Origin of the sequence: Bradyrhizobium sp. 2S1, assembly GCF_011516625.5 — a bacterium.
In the GTDB taxonomy this organism is placed as follows: Bacteria; Pseudomonadota; Alphaproteobacteria; order Rhizobiales; family Xanthobacteraceae; genus Bradyrhizobium; species Bradyrhizobium septentrionale.
In genome coordinates, this window is sequence record NZ_CP147717.1 from 7539626 (window position 1) to 7555855 (window position 16230).

Consider the following 16230-nt stretch of genomic DNA (forward strand, 5'->3'; position numbering starts at 1 on the left):
GCCCGGATCGGGCCCTTTTGGGCGCGAATCGGTGGCCGAACCGGCCGGCCCGCTCGCGTGCGGCGCCGGTTGGGGCCATAATGTGGGCCTTTCGGAACATGGCATGATCGATGAAGAACGGGCTCTATTCGGTCCATCTCCACATGACTGACGGCGTGCAGGGCCGCGACAGCAGCGTCCTTATCCTGCGCGACGGTCTCTTGATCGGCGGCGGGCCGCACTACTGGTCGATCGGGGCCTATACGGTCGGCGAGGGAACATGGAAGGGCTATCTCAGCACCAACCAGCACACCCCCTTTTCCGATCCGTTCGTCCGGCCACTCTTCGCCGGGCAGGAGGTGACGAGCGGCTTCTCCGGCACGTTCAGCGGTGACGAGGCCGAGGTGTTCGGGACCGTGCTGGTTGGAACCCGCAGCATGAGCTTCCAGGCAACCCTGAAATGGCTGGCGGATGCATGATCGCCACGAGCCTGTGGACGAGTGCGCAGCAAGATGCGCATCTTGTTGGGTAAATGCGTCTGCCGGGGCTGTGGATTTGCTGCGGACAAGGGCGGGATATCGCTGTGGATCAGCGCAGACCGCCTGCGAGGGGGCGTCGTCGCAGACCATACCGGGCCACCGCTAACCCTACCTGGTTAGGTTAAGGGCAGCATCGTGTTGTCACGACCTGGGATTGCATCGAGGATGGCTGCAGGTGACAGCCATGACGCCATCGTTCCACAACGCTGACCGACCGACCCACCGGCGAGTGATGGTGGTGGGCTTGCTGTTCTGTTCGGCGTTTGTCGTGATCAGCTTCTGGCTCCGGCCGCAGCCGGACAACGGCAAGGTGCTGGTGAAGGCGGACCGGCTGGTCCGGACCGCGGGAGAGCCACGCAAGTCAAACTAGGACTGGCGAACTCCAATGCCGCCGGCGCTCAGTCCGGCGATTTCCCGTTCGGATGCTTGTGATACATCGCGATGCCGATAAAGCCGGCGAAGCCCAGCACATTCAGCAGCAGTTCCATCCACACTGGCATCGATGCCAACCTCTTTCACCACCGAAGATAATCTTTGAGGTTGTGTTTTTGTTCCCGCGCTAACCGATGGTAGCTTTGCGCAATCGCATGGCTGCGGAACCAGAACGCGCGCCCCGGAACCCACTCCTGTTGCAACAGTCCCATCGGGCCGACGTTAGCCCTTCGAACCTACGTGAGGAGGTTGCGATGAAAAAGGCATTGGCAGTTTTAGCGACGGTTGCGACCGTTGGCGCGACGATGGTCAGCGCGCCGGCGCGGGCGCGCGGTATTGGTCCTGGTCTGGCCTTTGGTTTGGCCGCCGGTGCGCTCGCCGCGGGCGCGGCCGGAGCGTATGCGTACGGCCCACACTATACGGGCCCGGCTATTATTATGGCCCGCGTTACGGCTACTACGGCGATCCCGGCTACGCCTATTATCGGGGTCCGTACTACCGGCACCATTACTACCGCCATTATTGGTAACGGCGATCAGCCCGGAGCACACCGCTCCGGGCTTTCTCAATCGCGCCTCATGGCGTGATTGCGTGCGAGCAGGCGCATCAACGGCAGCTTCCCGCATCGTCGGACCATGAGCACGCTCGCTTCCGCGCGACATCAAGCGTGCTGCTGCGATCAAGCGCTCTTGCGCTGAAATCCGCTCCAGACATTGCCGAGCGTGTTGTCGTAATATTCCTGGCGATCGCGCTCGAACTTCTGCTGCGTGGCCCGGAAGCTGGCAACGCGTGCGACGATCTCCTCGCGCTCGCGCGCGACGGTGTCTTCCTGATCGGCCATTACCCATCCTCTTCGTCGTGGTCCTATCCCCGCCGCGCATTGGCATCAGTGAATTGGGCGTCAATGCGGAGCAGGCTTTGCAGGATTGTGATGAAGCCAAGGCAGCGGAGGAGCGACGAAACTGATGCGCCGGCGGAGCAGGTCGCCCACGCAGCCGGCATCGCTGCGGCCTGACGCTCACGTCCTGGTTGAGCTCGCAATCGCTTCGACCATGCTATAGTCGCGACCGGCCAACCTAATCGTTCCCAGTGATTGCAAAAATAATGATTGCAAAAGAAGTGATTGCAAAAAACTTGCGCAGCGGCGTCGAGCAACTCGGCAACATGATTGCCGAGGCATCATCGATCGTGCCCTTCACCGGGGCGGGCATCTCCACCGAGTGCGGCATTCCGGACTTCCGTTCGCCGGGCGGGTTGTGGACCCGCAACCGGCCGATCCCGTTCGAAGAGTTCGTCGCCAGCCAGGAAGCGCGCGCCGAGTCATGGCGCCGCCGCTTCGCGATGGAACCGACATTTGCTGCAGCAAAGCCCGGTCGCGGGCATCGCGCGCTTGCTTCGCTCTACCGGGCCGGCAAGGTTCCCGGCATCATCACGCAGAATATCGACAATCTGCATCAGACCTCAGGCTTCAAGGCCGACGACGTCATCGAGCTGCACGGCAACACCACCTACGCCCGCTGCATCGGGTGCGGCAAGGACTACGACCTCTCGTGGGTGAAGCTGCACTTCGACAAGACCGGGTGTGCGCCCGACTGCGCGGACTGCGGCGATCCGGTGAAGACCGCGACCATCTCGTTCGGGCAATCGATGCCCGAGGATGCGATGCGCCGCGCGGCGGAACTCTCTCGGCAGTGCGATCTGTTCCTGGCGATCGGATCGTCGCTGGTGGTGTGGCCCGCCGCAGGCTTTCCGATGATGGCGAAGGAGAGCGGCGCGCGGCTCGTGATCATCAACAACGAGCCGACCGATCAGGACGACATCGCCGACCTGGTGATCCGCCACGACATCGGCGACACGCTTGGTCCTTTCGTAGGCAATTGATGCCCGATTGATTCGCGGCTGTGCAAGGCTGTTCATAGTTCCCGCAAGAATCGATTTTTAGCTATGCCCGGCAACCGGGAGTGTTATCTTTTGATTGAGAGATTCGCGCAGCGTCCAGATGAGTGTCCAAGTGAGTGGGTCATGGAGAGCAGCGTGTACAGGGTGCGCCGCAACGACGGCGATTTGCATTTGATGTGTGGGGTCCGGGGTCATGGGGTCGGACGGATTTGAGTCCAAGAAGCTCGGCGGACCGCCGACCGGCGGGGTTGGGCAAAGCAGGATTGGACAAGGCGAGTATGGCGGCAGCGCGCCGCGCGACCCGGCGATGGATGCCTTCTCCGGTCTCGGCGACGCTGCGGCAAACCTCGTCGAAGTCTCCGGCGTCATCAAATGGTTCGACGCCTCGAAGGGATACGGCTTCATCGTTCCCGACAATGGCTGGCCTGACATCCTGCTGCATGTGACGGTGCTGCGCCGCGACGGCTATCAGACCGCCTATGAGGGCGCACGCCTGATCGTTGAATGCGTGCAGCGCGCCAAGGGCTACCAGGCCTTCCGCATCGTCTCGATGGACGAGTCGACCGCGATCCATCCGGCGCAGATGCTGCCGCCGCGAACCCATGTCACGGTGACCGCGACCAGCGGGCTCGAGCGCGCGCAGGTCAAGTGGTTCAACCGGCTGCGCGGCTTCGGCTTCGTGACCTGCGGCGAGGGCACGCCCGACATCTTCGTGCACATGGAGACGCTGCGCCGCTTCGGCATGACCGAGCTGCGACCCGGCCAGTATGTGCTGGTGCGGTTCGGGCCCGGCTCCAAGGGCATGATGGCCGCCGAGATCCACCCGGAGACCGGCCCGTCGGCGCTGTCGTCGCACTAAGGTGTGATCTTCAAGACGTGCGAAGCGGCTTTCCCTCGCGACAAGCGCGGAGCGATCGCGCGTTAAGCGCAAGTTGGAGCCGACGCCGGACGCCCTGACGGAAACGTGAGCCGCCGGCGAGCCTCCTGGGCTCTGGCATTTGCCGCAATCATCGGGTTAGGGTCCGCCGGAAAATCTTCTCGGTGCGAGTTTTGTCGATGCATTTCGATCGTGTTGTAGGGCGGCTTCGCCCGTTGCTGCTGGCCGGCCTCGTCGTCATGTTCGGAGCGCTCTTGGCTCCGGCCGCGCAGGCTGCAAGCGTCCAGCCGCTTGAGATCGTCACCAAGTCAGGGGTGCACGTCTTCGCGGTCGAAATGGCGACCACCGAGCAGGAGAAGGAGACCGGCCTGATGTACCGCAAGGAGCTCGCGGACGGCAAAGGCATGCTGTTCGACTTCTCGCCGGAGCAGGAGGTGTCGATGTGGATGAAGAACACCTACATCTCGCTCGACATGATCTTCATCCGCGCCGACGGGCGCATCCTGCGGATCGCCGAAAACACCGAGCCGCTGTCGACCAAGATCATCCCGTCGCGGGGGCTCGCCAAGGGCGTCCTCGAAGTGATCGGGGGCACCGCGCAGAAATACGGCATCCAGCCCGGCGACCGGGTCGCCCATCCGCTGTTCGGCGGCCGCTAGCTCTCTGCTACTACGTGATTTCCGGCCCGAAACCGGTGCCGATTCGCTGCAACAAGCCCCGCATCGGCGCCTTGCTGGCGCTGGCTGAAGCGTGTATCCACGGGGCTTCTCGGAAATGTCGGGGTATAGCGCAGCCTGGTAGCGCGGCAGTTTTGGGTACTGCAGGTCGTTGGTTCGAATCCAGCTGCCCCGACCATCCCATCCCGAGGCATCATCCCAAGGCAAATTGCCAAGAACTTGTCGCCATGAACGTGCCGCGCTGGCCCTGCGCGCGCGGCGGGAAACCCCGGGTCGAAATTGTACGCCTGATGCAACAACGCCGCCTGGACGGAATATGCTCGTCCAGACGGCGCCGTCGAATTACTGGGCCCTGAAATCCCCAGTGCCCATGGGTCGCCCCGGTGACCAATAGGTTCAACGTTGCGGCGCCTTGCCGCTGCGGCAGGCCGCAGGGTGTGCGCAGCATCACGAGCAGATGATGGGGCCCGGCGGTCGAACGGGATGCGGCAACTTGTCCCGTTCCGGTTGCCTGCTAGTGTCCCGGCGGCGAGAGGGCTTGCTGGATCGGGGGCCGGCGTGTGAGCACCGCCAAATGAATGCAGACGTTCTTAGCGGTATCGATCGGCAGCTAGCCCAGCTCGACAACAACAATCAGAGAGGAACGGCCATGGCGCGCAGACTGATCGATATCTCCGTTCCCCTGCAGAACGACGTTCCGGCCGATCCGCCGGGCAATCACCCGACCATTCAATATATCGACCACCAGCAAGGGCTGCCGCGCATGCTGCAGTTCTTCGATGGATTGAAGGCCGAGGACCTGCCTGACGGGCAGGGCTGGGCGGTCGAGCAGGTCTCGCTCTCCACCCATAACGGCACGCATCTCGATGCGCCCTGGCATTTTCATCCGACCATGAACCGCGGCGAGCGGTCCTGGACCATCGATGAAGTGCCGCTGGAATGGTGCTTTCAGCCGGGCGTGAAGCTCGACTTCCGGCATCTGCCTGATGGCTACGTCGCGACCGCCGGCGATGTCGAGGCCGAGCTAAAGCGCATCGGTCACACCCTGTCGCCGCTCGAGATCGTCGTCGTCAACACTAGCGCCGGCGCGAAATACGGCCAGCCCGATTACGTCAATTCGGGCTGCGGCATGGGCTACGAGGCGACGATGTATCTGCTCGAGCGCGGTGTGCGGCTGACCGGCATCGACGGCTGGAGCTGGGACGCGCCGTTCGTCTTCACCGCGAAGAAATATGCCGAGACCAAGGACGCCAGCCTGATCTGGGAAGGCCACAAGGCCGGACGCCACATCGGCTATTGCCACATCGAGAAGCTGCACAATCTGGAGCTGTTGCCGTCGACCGGGTTCATGGTGTCGTGCTTCCCGGTGAAGATCGAGCGTGCCTCGGCGGGGTGGACGAGGGCGGTCGCGATCCTCGACGGTTAGGCGTTTTCGGGGTTTCCGCCAGTTTAGGGAACCGGTGGACAAGCCGATCATTCCATCAGGTTGTTGCGGCACGGCTACAGCCTGAGGCAGCCGAATCTGCTTTCATGCACGTCGTAGATGCATTGGGTGATCGGGCCGGCGGCTCGTCCTCGCGTCCTGACCTCCGAAGCGTTCTCTCCCGTGACTAGAGCCCCGGCGTCTTCCGGGGCTCTTTCTTGCGCGCGCCAGGTCGGCCATCACTTCAAAGAAAATCATGCCCGCAAAAGAAAATCAGGCGCGCCGGAACCGACACACATGATCTCTGTCTGCAATATCGCGTCTTGATCGCTTATCTTGGCCGGACGGTTGTCGATCACTTCCTTGTTGAAGCCCGAGGCGTGCCTCTCGCGAGCGATGCGCTCCTTGGAGATCGCGCAGGCAATCGCGACCGGCGTGCCGCCGGTCTTGATCAACACCTCGTTCAACGTCAAGGGCGAGCCGATCATCGAAACGCCTGAGGACGCCGTAAGCTGCTTCCTCACCACAGGGATCGACCATTTCGTGCTGTACGACACGCTGGTGTCGAAGACCGCCATGCACAAGGTCGTCACGCCGTGATGGCGACGTTCGGCGACGTCGCCAACATTGTCTCCTCGACCACGCAGGACGGCAGTCGCGGTGGCTGATCACAATCTTCCAACTAACTCATAAATCCGGGATGTCCGCTTTCGAGAGGTAAAGCGGACAGGCGGCCGCAGGGATGTCGCCTTGTGGCCCAATTCGGAAATCGCGCCCCGTCAGAGCCGAAACCAAGGCAGCGTGAGATAGACGCACGCGATCATCGAGAGCGCGGGAACCAACCATACCCATCCTCGCCAAAAGGCTCGCGTCCACCGCCCGGGCAAAAGCGTGGCAACAAAGCCGAACGTCGATGCCCCGAGCGCGGCCGTTGCTGCCCAGCCATACCAGTAGATCGCCGGTGCGAGGAAGCCCATCGCGGGGTCGGCGACGTCTCGTGTATGATGCGTGCCCGCGAGCACAACGCCCAGCGAGGGAAAAACGGTGAACAGCGCCATATCCTTGGCGACGGCAACCACGTAAAGGACCGCGAATGTCGTGCCGAACGCAAATCCAAAGCGGCGGAACGAGGCCGATGACGTCATGAACCAAAGCCCATGATGTTGTTTGCGAAATGACCGGTCAGGAAGCTCCACCAGACAATAAAGGCAAGGATCGAGGTGAGCGCGGTGCGTGTTTGGGCAAACTCATCGGCATGCGGTTGTCGCCAGCAAACCCAGTAAGCGGGTAGCAAGGCCAATCCGATGGCCGTGAAGTGCTCCTTGAGGTCGAAGAAGCCGAGGACATGCCAGTGACCGGCGCGCTCTAGTTCAGGCCTGACATCGAGGCGGAAGTGCAGATACAAGATTGCGCCCAGTAGCGCGGAGACCACGTACAAGATGACGACGGCGTTGGCGAACGAGGCCGACGGTATGGAACAAAAGCGGCCAAAGAACGAGCCGGGTCGCGCGTCCGCCGATCCCCATGCCGCTAAAGTCTGGTGTGTTATCGCGCCAAGCAGTGCGACCGCGACCAAGCCGTGAATGATCAGAATAGCTGTCGCCAGAACCTCACTCCCGTAAACACCGGCATCCAGAGCTGGCCCCGGTTGTTTGGACAGAATTTCCGCGTTGATAGGTGGAGCGTCTGCCGTGGTTAGGCTGCCATGCGGAGCGGCAGCGAGTTGAAGTAGGCTTGATCCGGAGCGCCGCGGTCAAGGCTCGAGTGGGGACGCCGGCCATTGTAAAAGTCGAGGTATCGGCCGATCGAGGCTCGAGCTTCGCTGACGCTCTCGTAGGCCCGCAGATAAACCTCCTCGTATTTGACGCTGCGCCACAGCCGCTCGACGAACACGTTGTCCCGCCAGGCGCCCCGGCCGTCCATACTGATGGCGATGCCGTTGTCGGTGAGCACGCCGGTGAACGCCGCGCCGGTGAACTGCGAGCCTTGGTCGGTGTTGAAGATCTCCGGTTTGCCGTGACGAGCCAGGGCATCTTCCAGTGTCGCGACGCAGAATGCAGCCTCCATGGTGATCGACACCGCCACGACAGAACCCGGCGGGTCGCCCAGTCCAGCACCACGGCCAGATAGACGAAGCCTTGCGCCATCGGGATGTAGGTGATGTCCATCGCCCAGACCTGGTTCGGACGCGTGATCTCCATACCACGCAGCAGGTACGGATAGATCTTGTGGCCGGGCTCGGGTTGGGTGGTGCGCGGACGGCGATAGAGCGCCTCTATCCCCATCCGCCGCATTAGCGTTTTGACATGCCGGCGGCCGATCTTGCACCCCTCGGCAGCCAGCAGGCCTCGCAGCATTCGCGAACCGGCGAAGGGAAACTCCAGATGCATCCGGTCGAGCCTTTGCATCAGCGCGAGGTCTTTGGGCGGCACTGGACGCGGCAGATAGTAGACGCTGCCGCGGCTGATGTTCAGAGCTTCCGCCTGCTTGCCGATCGGCAGATCGTGTTCACGGTCGATCATCGCTTTGCGCTCAGCAATCCCGCCTTGGTGAGCGCTCCTTCTAAAAAACTGAGCGGGCGCTGCGCGCCCCCTGTGGGATATAAACGGGCGTCAACTCGCCGATCTTGGCATGCAGCGACTTCACGTCGACGGTGGGTTCGGCGATCCGACTCCCGCCGCCCGGACCGAAAACATCGGCAGCGCTCCCTTCGAGCTGGGCCTTCCACGATGTGATCTGATTGGGGTGAACGTCGAACTGCTCCGCTAGTTGCGCCAGCGTGCGGTCACCCTTGACGGCGGCAAGCGCCACCTTCGCCTTGAAAGCCGGAGTGTGGTTCCGCCGTGCTCGTCTGCTCATCGTCTCTCCTGATTCGCGGGTCAATCTTGCCCGCCGTCAGGCAGAAACTCCACTTATCGCACTGTTCAGATTTGCGGGGCCAGCTCAGTCGGCCGCTGCTGTCAGCACCAGCCGACCATGTTGGTTAAGGCTCATCATGTCGACAACCCGGCCACGCACGACGTCCTCGAACCTCGAGAAATTGAACACGAAGCGGCCGATCGACTTGTAAAGCGTATCTGGCTCGCATCCGAACCGCTTCTCGATCATTTCGACATTTTCTTCCCGCGTCGGCATTGATGATCGCCCCCGTTGTTAGAGCGGACACGATATCAGATTGACGAAACAGCGCCCGCAGATTCATAATCTGACGATGGTGCCGTCCGAACATCCAGCAAGTGTAATCGAAGAAATCCTCGGCTCGATCGACTCCGGTATGTCCGTCAGGGCGGCGTGCGCCGCGGATCCTAGCCGCGACCGCTTCGTCCGGGCCGTCAGCGAAGATCCTGTTCGCTTGGTGCGTTACGACGCCGCGCTCCACAAGCGGCTCGCTCCTCACGCCAAGGCGGTGGCAACGCGTCGCAGCCGGCGGCGCGATCCGGGATATCTTGGGCTCCGAACCGCACCCGGTTTCCCATCACACGGCCTTTAGCAGGCTCCTCAAAGCGAAGCCGCAATCTGATCGGCGATACCGGGGCAACCGCCCGCGCGCCAAGTCGGACGCAACGCAATCGTTAGGGCGAGGGGCCGTAGCCGGAGTTGTTCGAGGCAACGTTCAGTCTGCCATAAACGGCGGGTACTCTTCGCCGGACGTGCAATAGAGATAACCATTTGCGATATACCACTTGGCTGACGAATGCGGGCCGTGGATGTAGTTTTGTGCGATGTAGTATTTTCCGCTGTTCCGTGGACCGTTAATATAATTGTTCGCGATCCAGAACTTTCCGGAATCTTTGGGTCCATAGATGTAGTTGTTGCGTATGTAAAACTTCCCGCTGCCGCTCATGCCAGCCTCCTAGGAGCCCGTCCAGATATGTTTTCGTGACGGGCATTTGTTGTAGAGTAGCAGGCTCAGGCTGCGTTTGCGAGGTTGAACAGCTTGAGGAGGTTATGGACGGTGCAGATCATTGTCCACTCGGCGCGCACTTTCTCGATGCCCCGCAACAGGAACTGGCGGAAGCCTCTTGCCTGTTTGATCTGCCCGAACACCGGCTCCACCTGTCATTCGGCCTGCAATATTGACCCCCTAAGCCGGGGGATCGGCGTCCAAAATTGACCCCCTACAGATTGATCTGTTGCGCTGCCTGCTTTGGAACGAAGCAGGTGGTGGGGGATGCTGATCGTGGAGACAATTGCCCGGATCCGGCGCGAGCACTTCATCAAGGGCAAGACGATCAAGGAGATCGCCCGTGACCTGAAGGTGTCGCGGAACACGGTCCGGAAGGTGCTGAGGTCGGGAGAGACCTCCTTCGAGTACGAGCGGCAGGTGCAGCCGCGGCCAAAGCTGGGACGATGGGCAGTAGAGCTTGACGGATTGCTGGCGGCGAACGCGGCCAAATCGGCTCGTGAACAGCTGACGTTGATCCGGATCTTCGAAGAGCTGCGCGGCCGCGGCTACGACGGCGGTTACGATGCCGTGCGGCGTTACGCCAGGCGGTGGAGCAAAGAACGCGGGCAATCGACCGCGGCGGCTTATGTCCCGCTGAGCTTTGCCCCAGGCGAAGCCTACCAGTTCGACTGGAGCCACGAGGTGGTCTTGCTGAGCGGGACCACGGTGATGGTGAAGGCCGCCCATGTCCGGCTCTGTCACAGCCGCATGCTGTTCGTGCGGGCCTATCCGCGGGAGACGCAGGAGATGGTGTTCGACGCCCACGACCGGGCGTTCGCTCTGTTCAAAGGCACCTGCACCCGCGGCATCTACGACAACATGAAGACCGCCGTAGAGACGATCTTCGTCGGTAAAGGGCGTCTCTACAATCGCCGCTTCCTGCAGATGTGCAGCCACTATCTGGTCGATCCGGTCGCCTGCACGCCGGCGTCGGGCTGGGAGAAGGGGCAGGTCGAGAACCAGGTCGGGCTGGTCCGGGAGCGCTTCTTCACGCCGCGGCTGCGGTTCAAAAACCTCGACGAGTTAAACGCCTGGCTGCTCGACAAATGCATCGCCTACGCCAAGGCTCATCGCCACCCGGAGCTGGTCGATCAGACGATCTGGGAAGTGTTCGAAGCCGAGCGTCCCAAGCTCGTTCCCTATGCCGGCCGCTTCGACGGCTTCCATGCGGTGACGGCATCGGTCTCGAAGACCTGCCTGGTGCGCTTCGACAACAACAAGTACTCGGTCGCAGCCAGCGCAGTCGGACGGCCGGTCGAAGTCCAGGCTTATGCCGACCGCATCGTGATCCGTCAGGATGGACGCATCGTTGCCGAGCACCCGCGATCCTTTGGCCGCGGCGAGACGACCTATGATCCCTGGCACTATGTGCCGGTGCTGGCTCGCAAACCCGGTGCCTTGCGCAACGGCGCTCCCTTCAAAGACTGGGTGCTGCCGGCCGCGATCGAGCGGATCCGGCGCAAGCTTGCCAGCACCGACGATGGCAATCGGCAGATGGTCGACATCCTCACCGCGGTGCTGACTGACGGTCTGTCCGCGGTGGAAGCGGCCTGTGCCGAAGCGCTCGGTCATGGCGTCCATTCCGCCGATGTCGTGCTCAACATCCTGGCCCGTCAACGTGAACCCGCCCCACCGGCCAACATCATGACGCCGGCCGCACTGACGCTCCGTCATGCACCGATCGCCGATTGTGCCCGCTACGACAACCTCCGGAGGACCATCTGATGGAACGAACCCAAATCTTCGACCTCATGGGCGAGCTCAAGCTCTACGGCATGAAGGCTGCCTTCGACGAGATCATGGCAACTGCCGTCAAGCGCCAGCACGAACCTCAGCGCATTGTCGGCGACCTGCTTAACGCCGAGATCAACGAGAAGCAGGCCCGCTCGATCAAATACCAGCTGACCATTGCCAAGCTGCCGCTTGCCAAGGACATCGCCGACTTCCAGTTCGACGGCACGCCGATCAATCAGACTCTCGTCAATGATCTCGCCAGCGGCGGCTTCATCGCCCAGCAACGCAATGTCGTGCTGGTTGGCGGCACCGGCACAGGCAAGACCCACCTGGCCATTGCCATCGCCAGAAGCTGCATCCGATCCGGTGCCCGCGGCCGCTTCTTCAACGTAGTCGACCTCGTCAATCGCCTCGAGACCGAGACCCGCAACGGACGGCAAGGACGGCTCGCCGAGCATCTGACCCGGATGGACTTCATCGTGCTGGATGAACTCGGCTATTTGCCCTTCGCCCAGTCCGGTGGCCAGCTCCTCTTCCACCTCGTCAGCCGGCTCTATGAGCGCGCCTCCGTCATCGTGACGACCAATCTCGCCTTCGGCGAATGGCCGAGCGTGTTCGGCGACGCCAAAATGACCACAGCGCTGCTCGACCGATTGACCCATCACTGCGACATTGTCGAGACCGGCAACGATAGCTGGCGGTTCAAGAGCCGAGACGACGATCACGCCACCCGCGCTCGTCTCGCCTCCGCTATCCCGGCCAGCTCCGACGAGACGAGCGCTACCAGCAAAGCCCGCCGCACGAAGGGGTCAAAATTGGACGCCGATGAGGGGCGCATTGCCTCATCGAAAATGTTACCGAACAATTCCGCTGATGACTGGGGCGGCGTTACCGAATCAGGTCGGTGGCGCCAATGGCGAGCGGGATCAGCATGGGCGCAAGGCGCGAGGTGTTGGCCGCGGTGGCGAGGCGCTACCGTGCGGCTGGACGAGTTGAGAAGGGACGGATCCTTGACGAGTTGACAGCAACGACGGGTTGGCACCGCAAGCACGCGGTGCGAGCACTGTCGGTTGCCGGAAGGGACAGGCCCAGACCACCACTGGACGAAGGGGCAACGAGCCCAACCGAACCAGCGACAAGTCGGCGACGCAAATACGCCAGCGTGCGCGACGCGCTGATCGCGCTGTGGGAAGCCTCCGATCGCGTCTGCGGTAAGCGCCTCGTATCGATGATCCCAGTGCTGTTGCCCGCACTCGAGCGGCATGGCCGGCTGAAGCCAACGAGCGCAGAGCGTGCGCTGCTGACAACTCTGAGCGCGGCGACGATCGATCGGATGTTGATCGACGTTAAAATTGCGGCTGCTGGGGGGCGCCGGCGGCGAGTCGGATTCTACTCGGCGATTCGACGCGAGGTGCCGATCCGCACTTTCAATGACTGGGCAAACCCGCCGCCAGGCTTTTGCGAGATCGACATGGTCGCGCACGGTGGGACCAGCGTCGCCGGCTCGTTTATCCAGACTTTGACCATGGTGGACATCGCAACAGGATGGACGGAATGCCTGCCCCTGGTGACACGCGATGGCAGCCTCGTCGTGGAAGCGATGACGCGAGCACAGGGCCTGTTCCCGTGGGTGATCTGTGGCGCCGACTTCGATAACGACAGCGCGTTCATGAACGACGTCGTCGTTCCATGGTGCCGAGCACAGAAGATCGAGGTAACGCGGTCACGTGCCTACAAAAAGAACGATCAGGCTTTCGTGGAGCAGAAGAACGGTGCGGTGGTCCGGCGGCTCGTCGGATACGGGCGCTTCGACGGGGTCGAGACGGCCCGCGTGATGGCACGTCTCTACGCGGCGGCGCGCCTGCTGGTGAACTTCTTCCAGCCGTCATTCAAGCTCAAAGAGAAGCGCCGCGAGGGTGCCAAGATCATCAAACGCTATCATCCGCCTGCCACACCATACGAACGTGCACTGGGGCACCCGAAACTCCCATCAGCGGTCAAGCGCCGTCTGCGCCAGACGTATCGGACTCTCGATCCCATACAATTGCTTGCCACGATCCGCACGGCGCAGGAAGAGCTCGGCGAACGGATCGGCAAGCGCGGTCTTGCGAAGGTTCCCACCGTATCGCCGGCTGATCCGCTCTCGTTTGCCCGATCGCTCGGCACGGCGGCAAACACCGCCGAAGTGCGGGCCACGCACCGCCGGCCGAAACGGCGATATAAAAAGCGTATTCGCATGCCCTCGAAGCTCGATCCCCATCTCGCGATCATCGAGAACTGGCTCGCCGTCGAGCCACAGCTCACTGCACTGGCCATCGTGGGCAGGCTCGCCACGATCGATCCTTCGATGTTCAGCGACAAGCAGCATTCGATCGTTCAGCGCCTGCTTCGGTCCCTCCGGCGGAAGGTGGCGGAGATAGCCATCGTATCCATGCCCGTGGATGAAATACGGCCCGAGGCTGTGGACGGCGCTGCGTGTGATGAGCACTCCGCCCCGCCCACAGCCTCTCCACCGAGCTGGCCGCGGCTCGAGACCGAGACCTTCATCCCGGGTAACATTACTTCCTGAGGCAATACGAGGGGTCAAATTTGCAGGCCGATTGACAGTTTACCGGCTCGCAGTGAATTTTTTCGCTGTTGAAGTAGAATCCGTATTTGTCGATCGAGAGGATATCGGCGCATTTGCCCCCGTCCGTCCAACTGGGCAGCGTGTACATCGACGAGCCTTTGTCGCGGAATGGCGAGCACCAATCTCCGACGAAGTCTATCGGCATATTTCCAAGCGAGACGGGCCCGAGCGATGATTCCGGCGTCGCCACGGAAGTTGGTACCTGCGCATCAGGTTGGATGTTTGATTCATGATGCGGTTTGGTAGTTTGGTCTACTCCCGCTTTTTCACAAACGATCTGAGAGGCGCGACCGATAACCGAGTAAGGAGGGGCGACCTGCCATCCGCTTCCGGCTGGATGCGTCACATCGGCAAAATGGCCGCGGCAATCGAACCAGAATATCTTGGCATTCAACACCCATGCATCATCACCACCTACGCAGTGATGGCCGTCCACGTCGATTTGGCACATCGTCGCGGCGGCAATGCCCTTTTCTGGGCCGCCGACAGTGTCGAGCTTGATCGCGAATGCAGCGCCATTATCTGCGGATACTGGCGCCCATTGTTGCTGGGGCGGCGTGAGCTGAGCGGTGGTCGTTTGACGCGTGTACGGTTTCAGTTCCCGCTCTTGCTTTGCCCCGGCGCCGGCGCAGACCATTGTCGGCACCAAAACCAGGATAAGCCACTCGATTCTGCTGCGTCCCAGCTGGCAAGCCGCGCTCGCGATGACCAGCGCGACAAGGGACCAAACGAACAAGATGAAAAACATGACTGCTCGCGAAAAAAAAGCGGGTTTAATCCACCGCGGGAAGGCACAATCAGAAGGAGGCAAGGGAGATTTTCTTCTATTTTGGGAGAATCTGCCAGCCTGATGTTCATCGGAAGCCCGGGCTCCTGGGTCTTCCGAATTGCCAAAATCGATTTACACCGCGCGTCACAAGAAGCTCTGCGAGCTGTTGAAACAGCAGCGCAGGGCGGCCGGGTTGACCCAAACGATCGTTGCAGAGCGGCTTGGCAAGCCGCGTTCGTACGTCGCAAAATACGAGGGTGGGGATCGCCGGCTTGATATCCTAGAGCTTCTCGACGTTGCGGACGCGATCGGCTTCGATCCCTGCAAGCTGATACGGGCGCTGCGGTTGGAATAGCTGATTTGGGACTGACGGCGGCCTTTTGAGACTCACTCTTTTTGACAAAGTGCAGCCGCCGCGCACGGCTATTCTTCACTAAAAGTGGCGATGTGGCCGCGATCAGTATTTTCCGAAATCACGTCGGCGCACGGCGAAGCACGTTGGCGACTTGGGCAGCATTCCATCGGCCGCCCCGAGCGGTGGGAACGCCGCGGGCGGAAAGTGCTGCCGCAACGGCTCGCAAAGAGGTAACACCGCTCTCCTGTATTTGACGGATCAAGGGGACGATGTTTGCCGCAAAGCGGTTCGCCGAGGTCTTGTTAGCAGCAGACCCGAGAGCACGGGCTTCTGCAATCTTCGGACCTCCGAGCACGGTCCCGCGGACCTTCGCTGCCGCCAAAGCTGCCTTGGTCCTGGTGCTGATCGCTTCGCGTTCATGCTCCGCTACTGCGGCAAGGATGTGAACGGTGAGCCGATTGGCATGCGGCATATCGGCAGCCACAAACTCGACACCCGACTCCATGAGCTTCGAGATGAATGCCACATTTCGGCTCAATCGGTCGAGCTTTGCGACCACGAGCTTGGCTCGATGTTTCTTGCAGGCCGCAAGGGCCGCTGAGAGCTGGGCCCGATCACTACGCCGCCCGCTCTCAATCTCGACGAACTCGGCTTCGAGCGCCCATTTTCCGCCATTGAGAAACGCAAGTACCGCTGCGCGCTGTGCATCCAATCCAAGCCCGGATTGGCCTTGCCGATCGGTCGAGACCCGGAGGTACGAGACCCACTTTCCCGCATGCTCAGCCATTTCGTCCCCCGCGTTCAGATCACTATACGGACGGACACCAGGAAAACGCCGCAAAATCGCGCATTTCCCAAAGGTCCGCAATCGATGCGGTGGAATCGTCACGCCAGTTTTTCCGTGACGACTATTTCTGGGCAGTCCATTCCCTAATTGTCTCGCGGTCGCCCGAATTGAACGAACGGGCCAG

16 protein-coding genes, 1 tRNA gene and 6 pseudogenes are annotated in these 16230 nt (G+C 61.7%); 13 read left to right on the forward strand and 10 right to left on the reverse strand.

Annotation, left to right across the window (positions count from 1 at the left end; genetic code table 11):
• Positions 1-110 precede the first annotated feature (110 nt).
• The 3 genes and pseudogenes from HAP54_RS35535 to HAP54_RS35545 all read left to right on the forward strand — a co-directional run bounded on the left by HAP54_RS35535 (position 111) and on the right by HAP54_RS35545 (position 1479).
• Entirely contained in the window at positions 111-458 is a 348-nt protein-coding gene (locus HAP54_RS35535) for a GrlR family regulatory protein (RefSeq protein ID WP_166295085.1), read from the forward strand.
• Between the two features lie 244 nt (positions 459-702).
• Complete coding sequence (locus tag HAP54_RS35540; RefSeq protein ID WP_166295087.1) at positions 703-888, forward strand: hypothetical protein; 186 nt, start codon at positions 703-705, stop codon at positions 886-888.
• A 316-nt stretch (positions 889-1204) separates the two neighbouring features.
• Positions 1205-1479, forward strand: a pseudogene (locus tag HAP54_RS35545) (hypothetical protein).
• 150 nt (positions 1480-1629) lie between these two features.
• Here the strand turns inward: HAP54_RS35545 and HAP54_RS35550 are convergent.
• A complete protein-coding gene (locus tag HAP54_RS35550; RefSeq protein WP_166295089.1) occupies positions 1630-1791 on the reverse strand; it encodes a hypothetical protein in 162 nt (53 codons plus the stop codon).
• A gap of 278 nt (positions 1792-2069) precedes the next feature.
• On the opposite strand from HAP54_RS35550, the gene HAP54_RS35555 reads away from it, so the two are divergent.
• From HAP54_RS35555 to HAP54_RS35575, 5 genes are all read left to right on the forward strand, one after another.
• Positions 2070-2831 carry an SIR2 family NAD-dependent protein deacylase gene (locus tag HAP54_RS35555; RefSeq protein ID WP_166295091.1) on the forward strand — a complete coding sequence of 254 codons (762 nt, stop codon included), beginning with the start codon at positions 2070-2072 and terminating at the stop codon, positions 2829-2831.
• 211 nt (positions 2832-3042) lie between these two features.
• Positions 3043-3708, forward strand: coding sequence for a cold-shock protein (locus HAP54_RS35560; protein WP_166295093.1), 666 nt, complete (start codon positions 3043-3045; stop codon positions 3706-3708).
• Positions 3709-3905: 197 nt separating this feature from the next.
• The gene (locus HAP54_RS35565; protein WP_166295095.1) at positions 3906-4385 is read left to right on the forward strand and encodes a DUF192 domain-containing protein; all 480 of its coding nucleotides are present in this window, start codon (positions 3906-3908) and stop codon (positions 4383-4385) included.
• Between the two features lie 119 nt (positions 4386-4504).
• Positions 4505-4581 (forward strand) — tRNA-Pro (locus tag HAP54_RS35570).
• A gap of 471 nt (positions 4582-5052) precedes the next feature.
• Positions 5053-5829 carry a cyclase family protein gene (locus HAP54_RS35575; protein WP_166295097.1) on the forward strand — a complete coding sequence of 259 codons (777 nt, stop codon included), beginning with the start codon at positions 5053-5055 and terminating at the stop codon, positions 5827-5829.
• Between the two features lie 251 nt (positions 5830-6080).
• Here the strand turns inward: HAP54_RS35575 and HAP54_RS35580 are convergent, their stop codons facing one another.
• Entirely contained in the window at positions 6081-6281 is a 201-nt protein-coding gene (locus tag HAP54_RS35580) for a hypothetical protein (protein ID WP_166293430.1), read from the reverse strand.
• On the opposite strand from HAP54_RS35580, the pseudogene HAP54_RS35585 reads away from it, so the two are divergent.
• Positions 6256-6494, forward strand: a pseudogene (locus HAP54_RS35585) (carbamoyltransferase C-terminal domain-containing protein); the annotation flags it as partial. The gene HAP54_RS35580 and the pseudogene HAP54_RS35585 overlap by 26 nt on opposite strands.
• Positions 6495-6605: 111 nt before the next feature.
• Here the strand turns inward: HAP54_RS35585 and HAP54_RS35590 are convergent.
• The 6 genes and pseudogenes from HAP54_RS35590 to HAP54_RS35615 form a co-directional block, all read right to left on the reverse strand.
• The gene (locus tag HAP54_RS35590) at positions 6606-6971 is read right to left on the reverse strand and encodes a DUF1446 domain-containing protein (RefSeq protein WP_166295099.1); all 366 of its coding nucleotides are present in this window, start codon (positions 6969-6971) and stop codon (positions 6606-6608) included.
• Positions 6968-7402: a hypothetical protein gene (locus HAP54_RS35595; protein WP_166295101.1), complete on the reverse strand. Its 435-nt coding sequence runs from the start codon at positions 7400-7402 to the stop codon at positions 6968-6970. The genes HAP54_RS35590 and HAP54_RS35595 overlap by 4 nt, the downstream gene beginning before the upstream one ends.
• 119 nt (positions 7403-7521) lie before the next feature.
• Positions 7522-8685, reverse strand: a pseudogene (locus tag HAP54_RS35600) (IS3 family transposase).
• A gap of 84 nt (positions 8686-8769) precedes the next feature.
• The gene (locus HAP54_RS35605) at positions 8770-8934 is read right to left on the reverse strand and encodes a hypothetical protein (RefSeq protein WP_166295103.1); all 165 of its coding nucleotides are present in this window, start codon (positions 8932-8934) and stop codon (positions 8770-8772) included.
• A gap of 505 nt (positions 8935-9439) precedes the next feature.
• The gene (locus HAP54_RS35610; RefSeq protein ID WP_166295105.1) at positions 9440-9670 is read right to left on the reverse strand and encodes a hypothetical protein; all 231 of its coding nucleotides are present in this window, start codon (positions 9668-9670) and stop codon (positions 9440-9442) included.
• Positions 9671-9735: 65 nt separating this feature from the next.
• Positions 9736-9882 (reverse strand): annotated as a pseudogene (locus HAP54_RS35615) (transposase); the annotation flags it as partial.
• Between the two features lie 115 nt (positions 9883-9997).
• Here HAP54_RS35615 and istA point away from each other — a divergent pair.
• The 3 genes and pseudogenes from istA to HAP54_RS35630 all read left to right on the forward strand — a co-directional run.
• Positions 9998-11488 (forward strand): annotated as a pseudogene (gene istA / locus HAP54_RS35620) (IS21 family transposase); the annotation flags it as partial.
• Positions 11489-11496: 8 nt separating this feature from the next.
• A pseudogene (gene istB / locus HAP54_RS35625) lies at positions 11497-12339 on the forward strand (IS21-like element helper ATPase IstB); the annotation flags it as partial.
• A 329-nt stretch (positions 12340-12668) separates the two neighbouring features.
• Positions 12669-14075 carry an integrase catalytic domain-containing protein gene (locus HAP54_RS35630; protein WP_166295107.1) on the forward strand — a complete coding sequence of 469 codons (1407 nt, stop codon included), beginning with the start codon at positions 12669-12671 and terminating at the stop codon, positions 14073-14075.
• Here the strand turns inward: HAP54_RS35630 and HAP54_RS35635 are convergent.
• Complete coding sequence (locus HAP54_RS35635) at positions 14065-14883, reverse strand: hypothetical protein (protein ID WP_166295109.1); 819 nt, start codon at positions 14881-14883, stop codon at positions 14065-14067. The two genes, HAP54_RS35630 and HAP54_RS35635, sit on opposite strands and share 11 nt — an antisense overlap.
• Before the next feature lie 139 nt (positions 14884-15022).
• Between HAP54_RS35635 and HAP54_RS35640 the strand changes: the two genes are divergently transcribed.
• A complete protein-coding gene (locus HAP54_RS35640) occupies positions 15023-15259 on the forward strand; it encodes a helix-turn-helix domain-containing protein (protein ID WP_166295111.1) in 237 nt (78 codons plus the stop codon).
• A gap of 118 nt (positions 15260-15377) precedes the next feature.
• On the opposite strand, the gene HAP54_RS35645 is transcribed toward HAP54_RS35640, so the two are convergent.
• Complete coding sequence (locus HAP54_RS35645; RefSeq protein WP_414646162.1) at positions 15378-16148, reverse strand: recombinase family protein; 771 nt, start codon at positions 16146-16148, stop codon at positions 15378-15380.
• Positions 16149-16230: the final 82 nt, after the last annotated feature.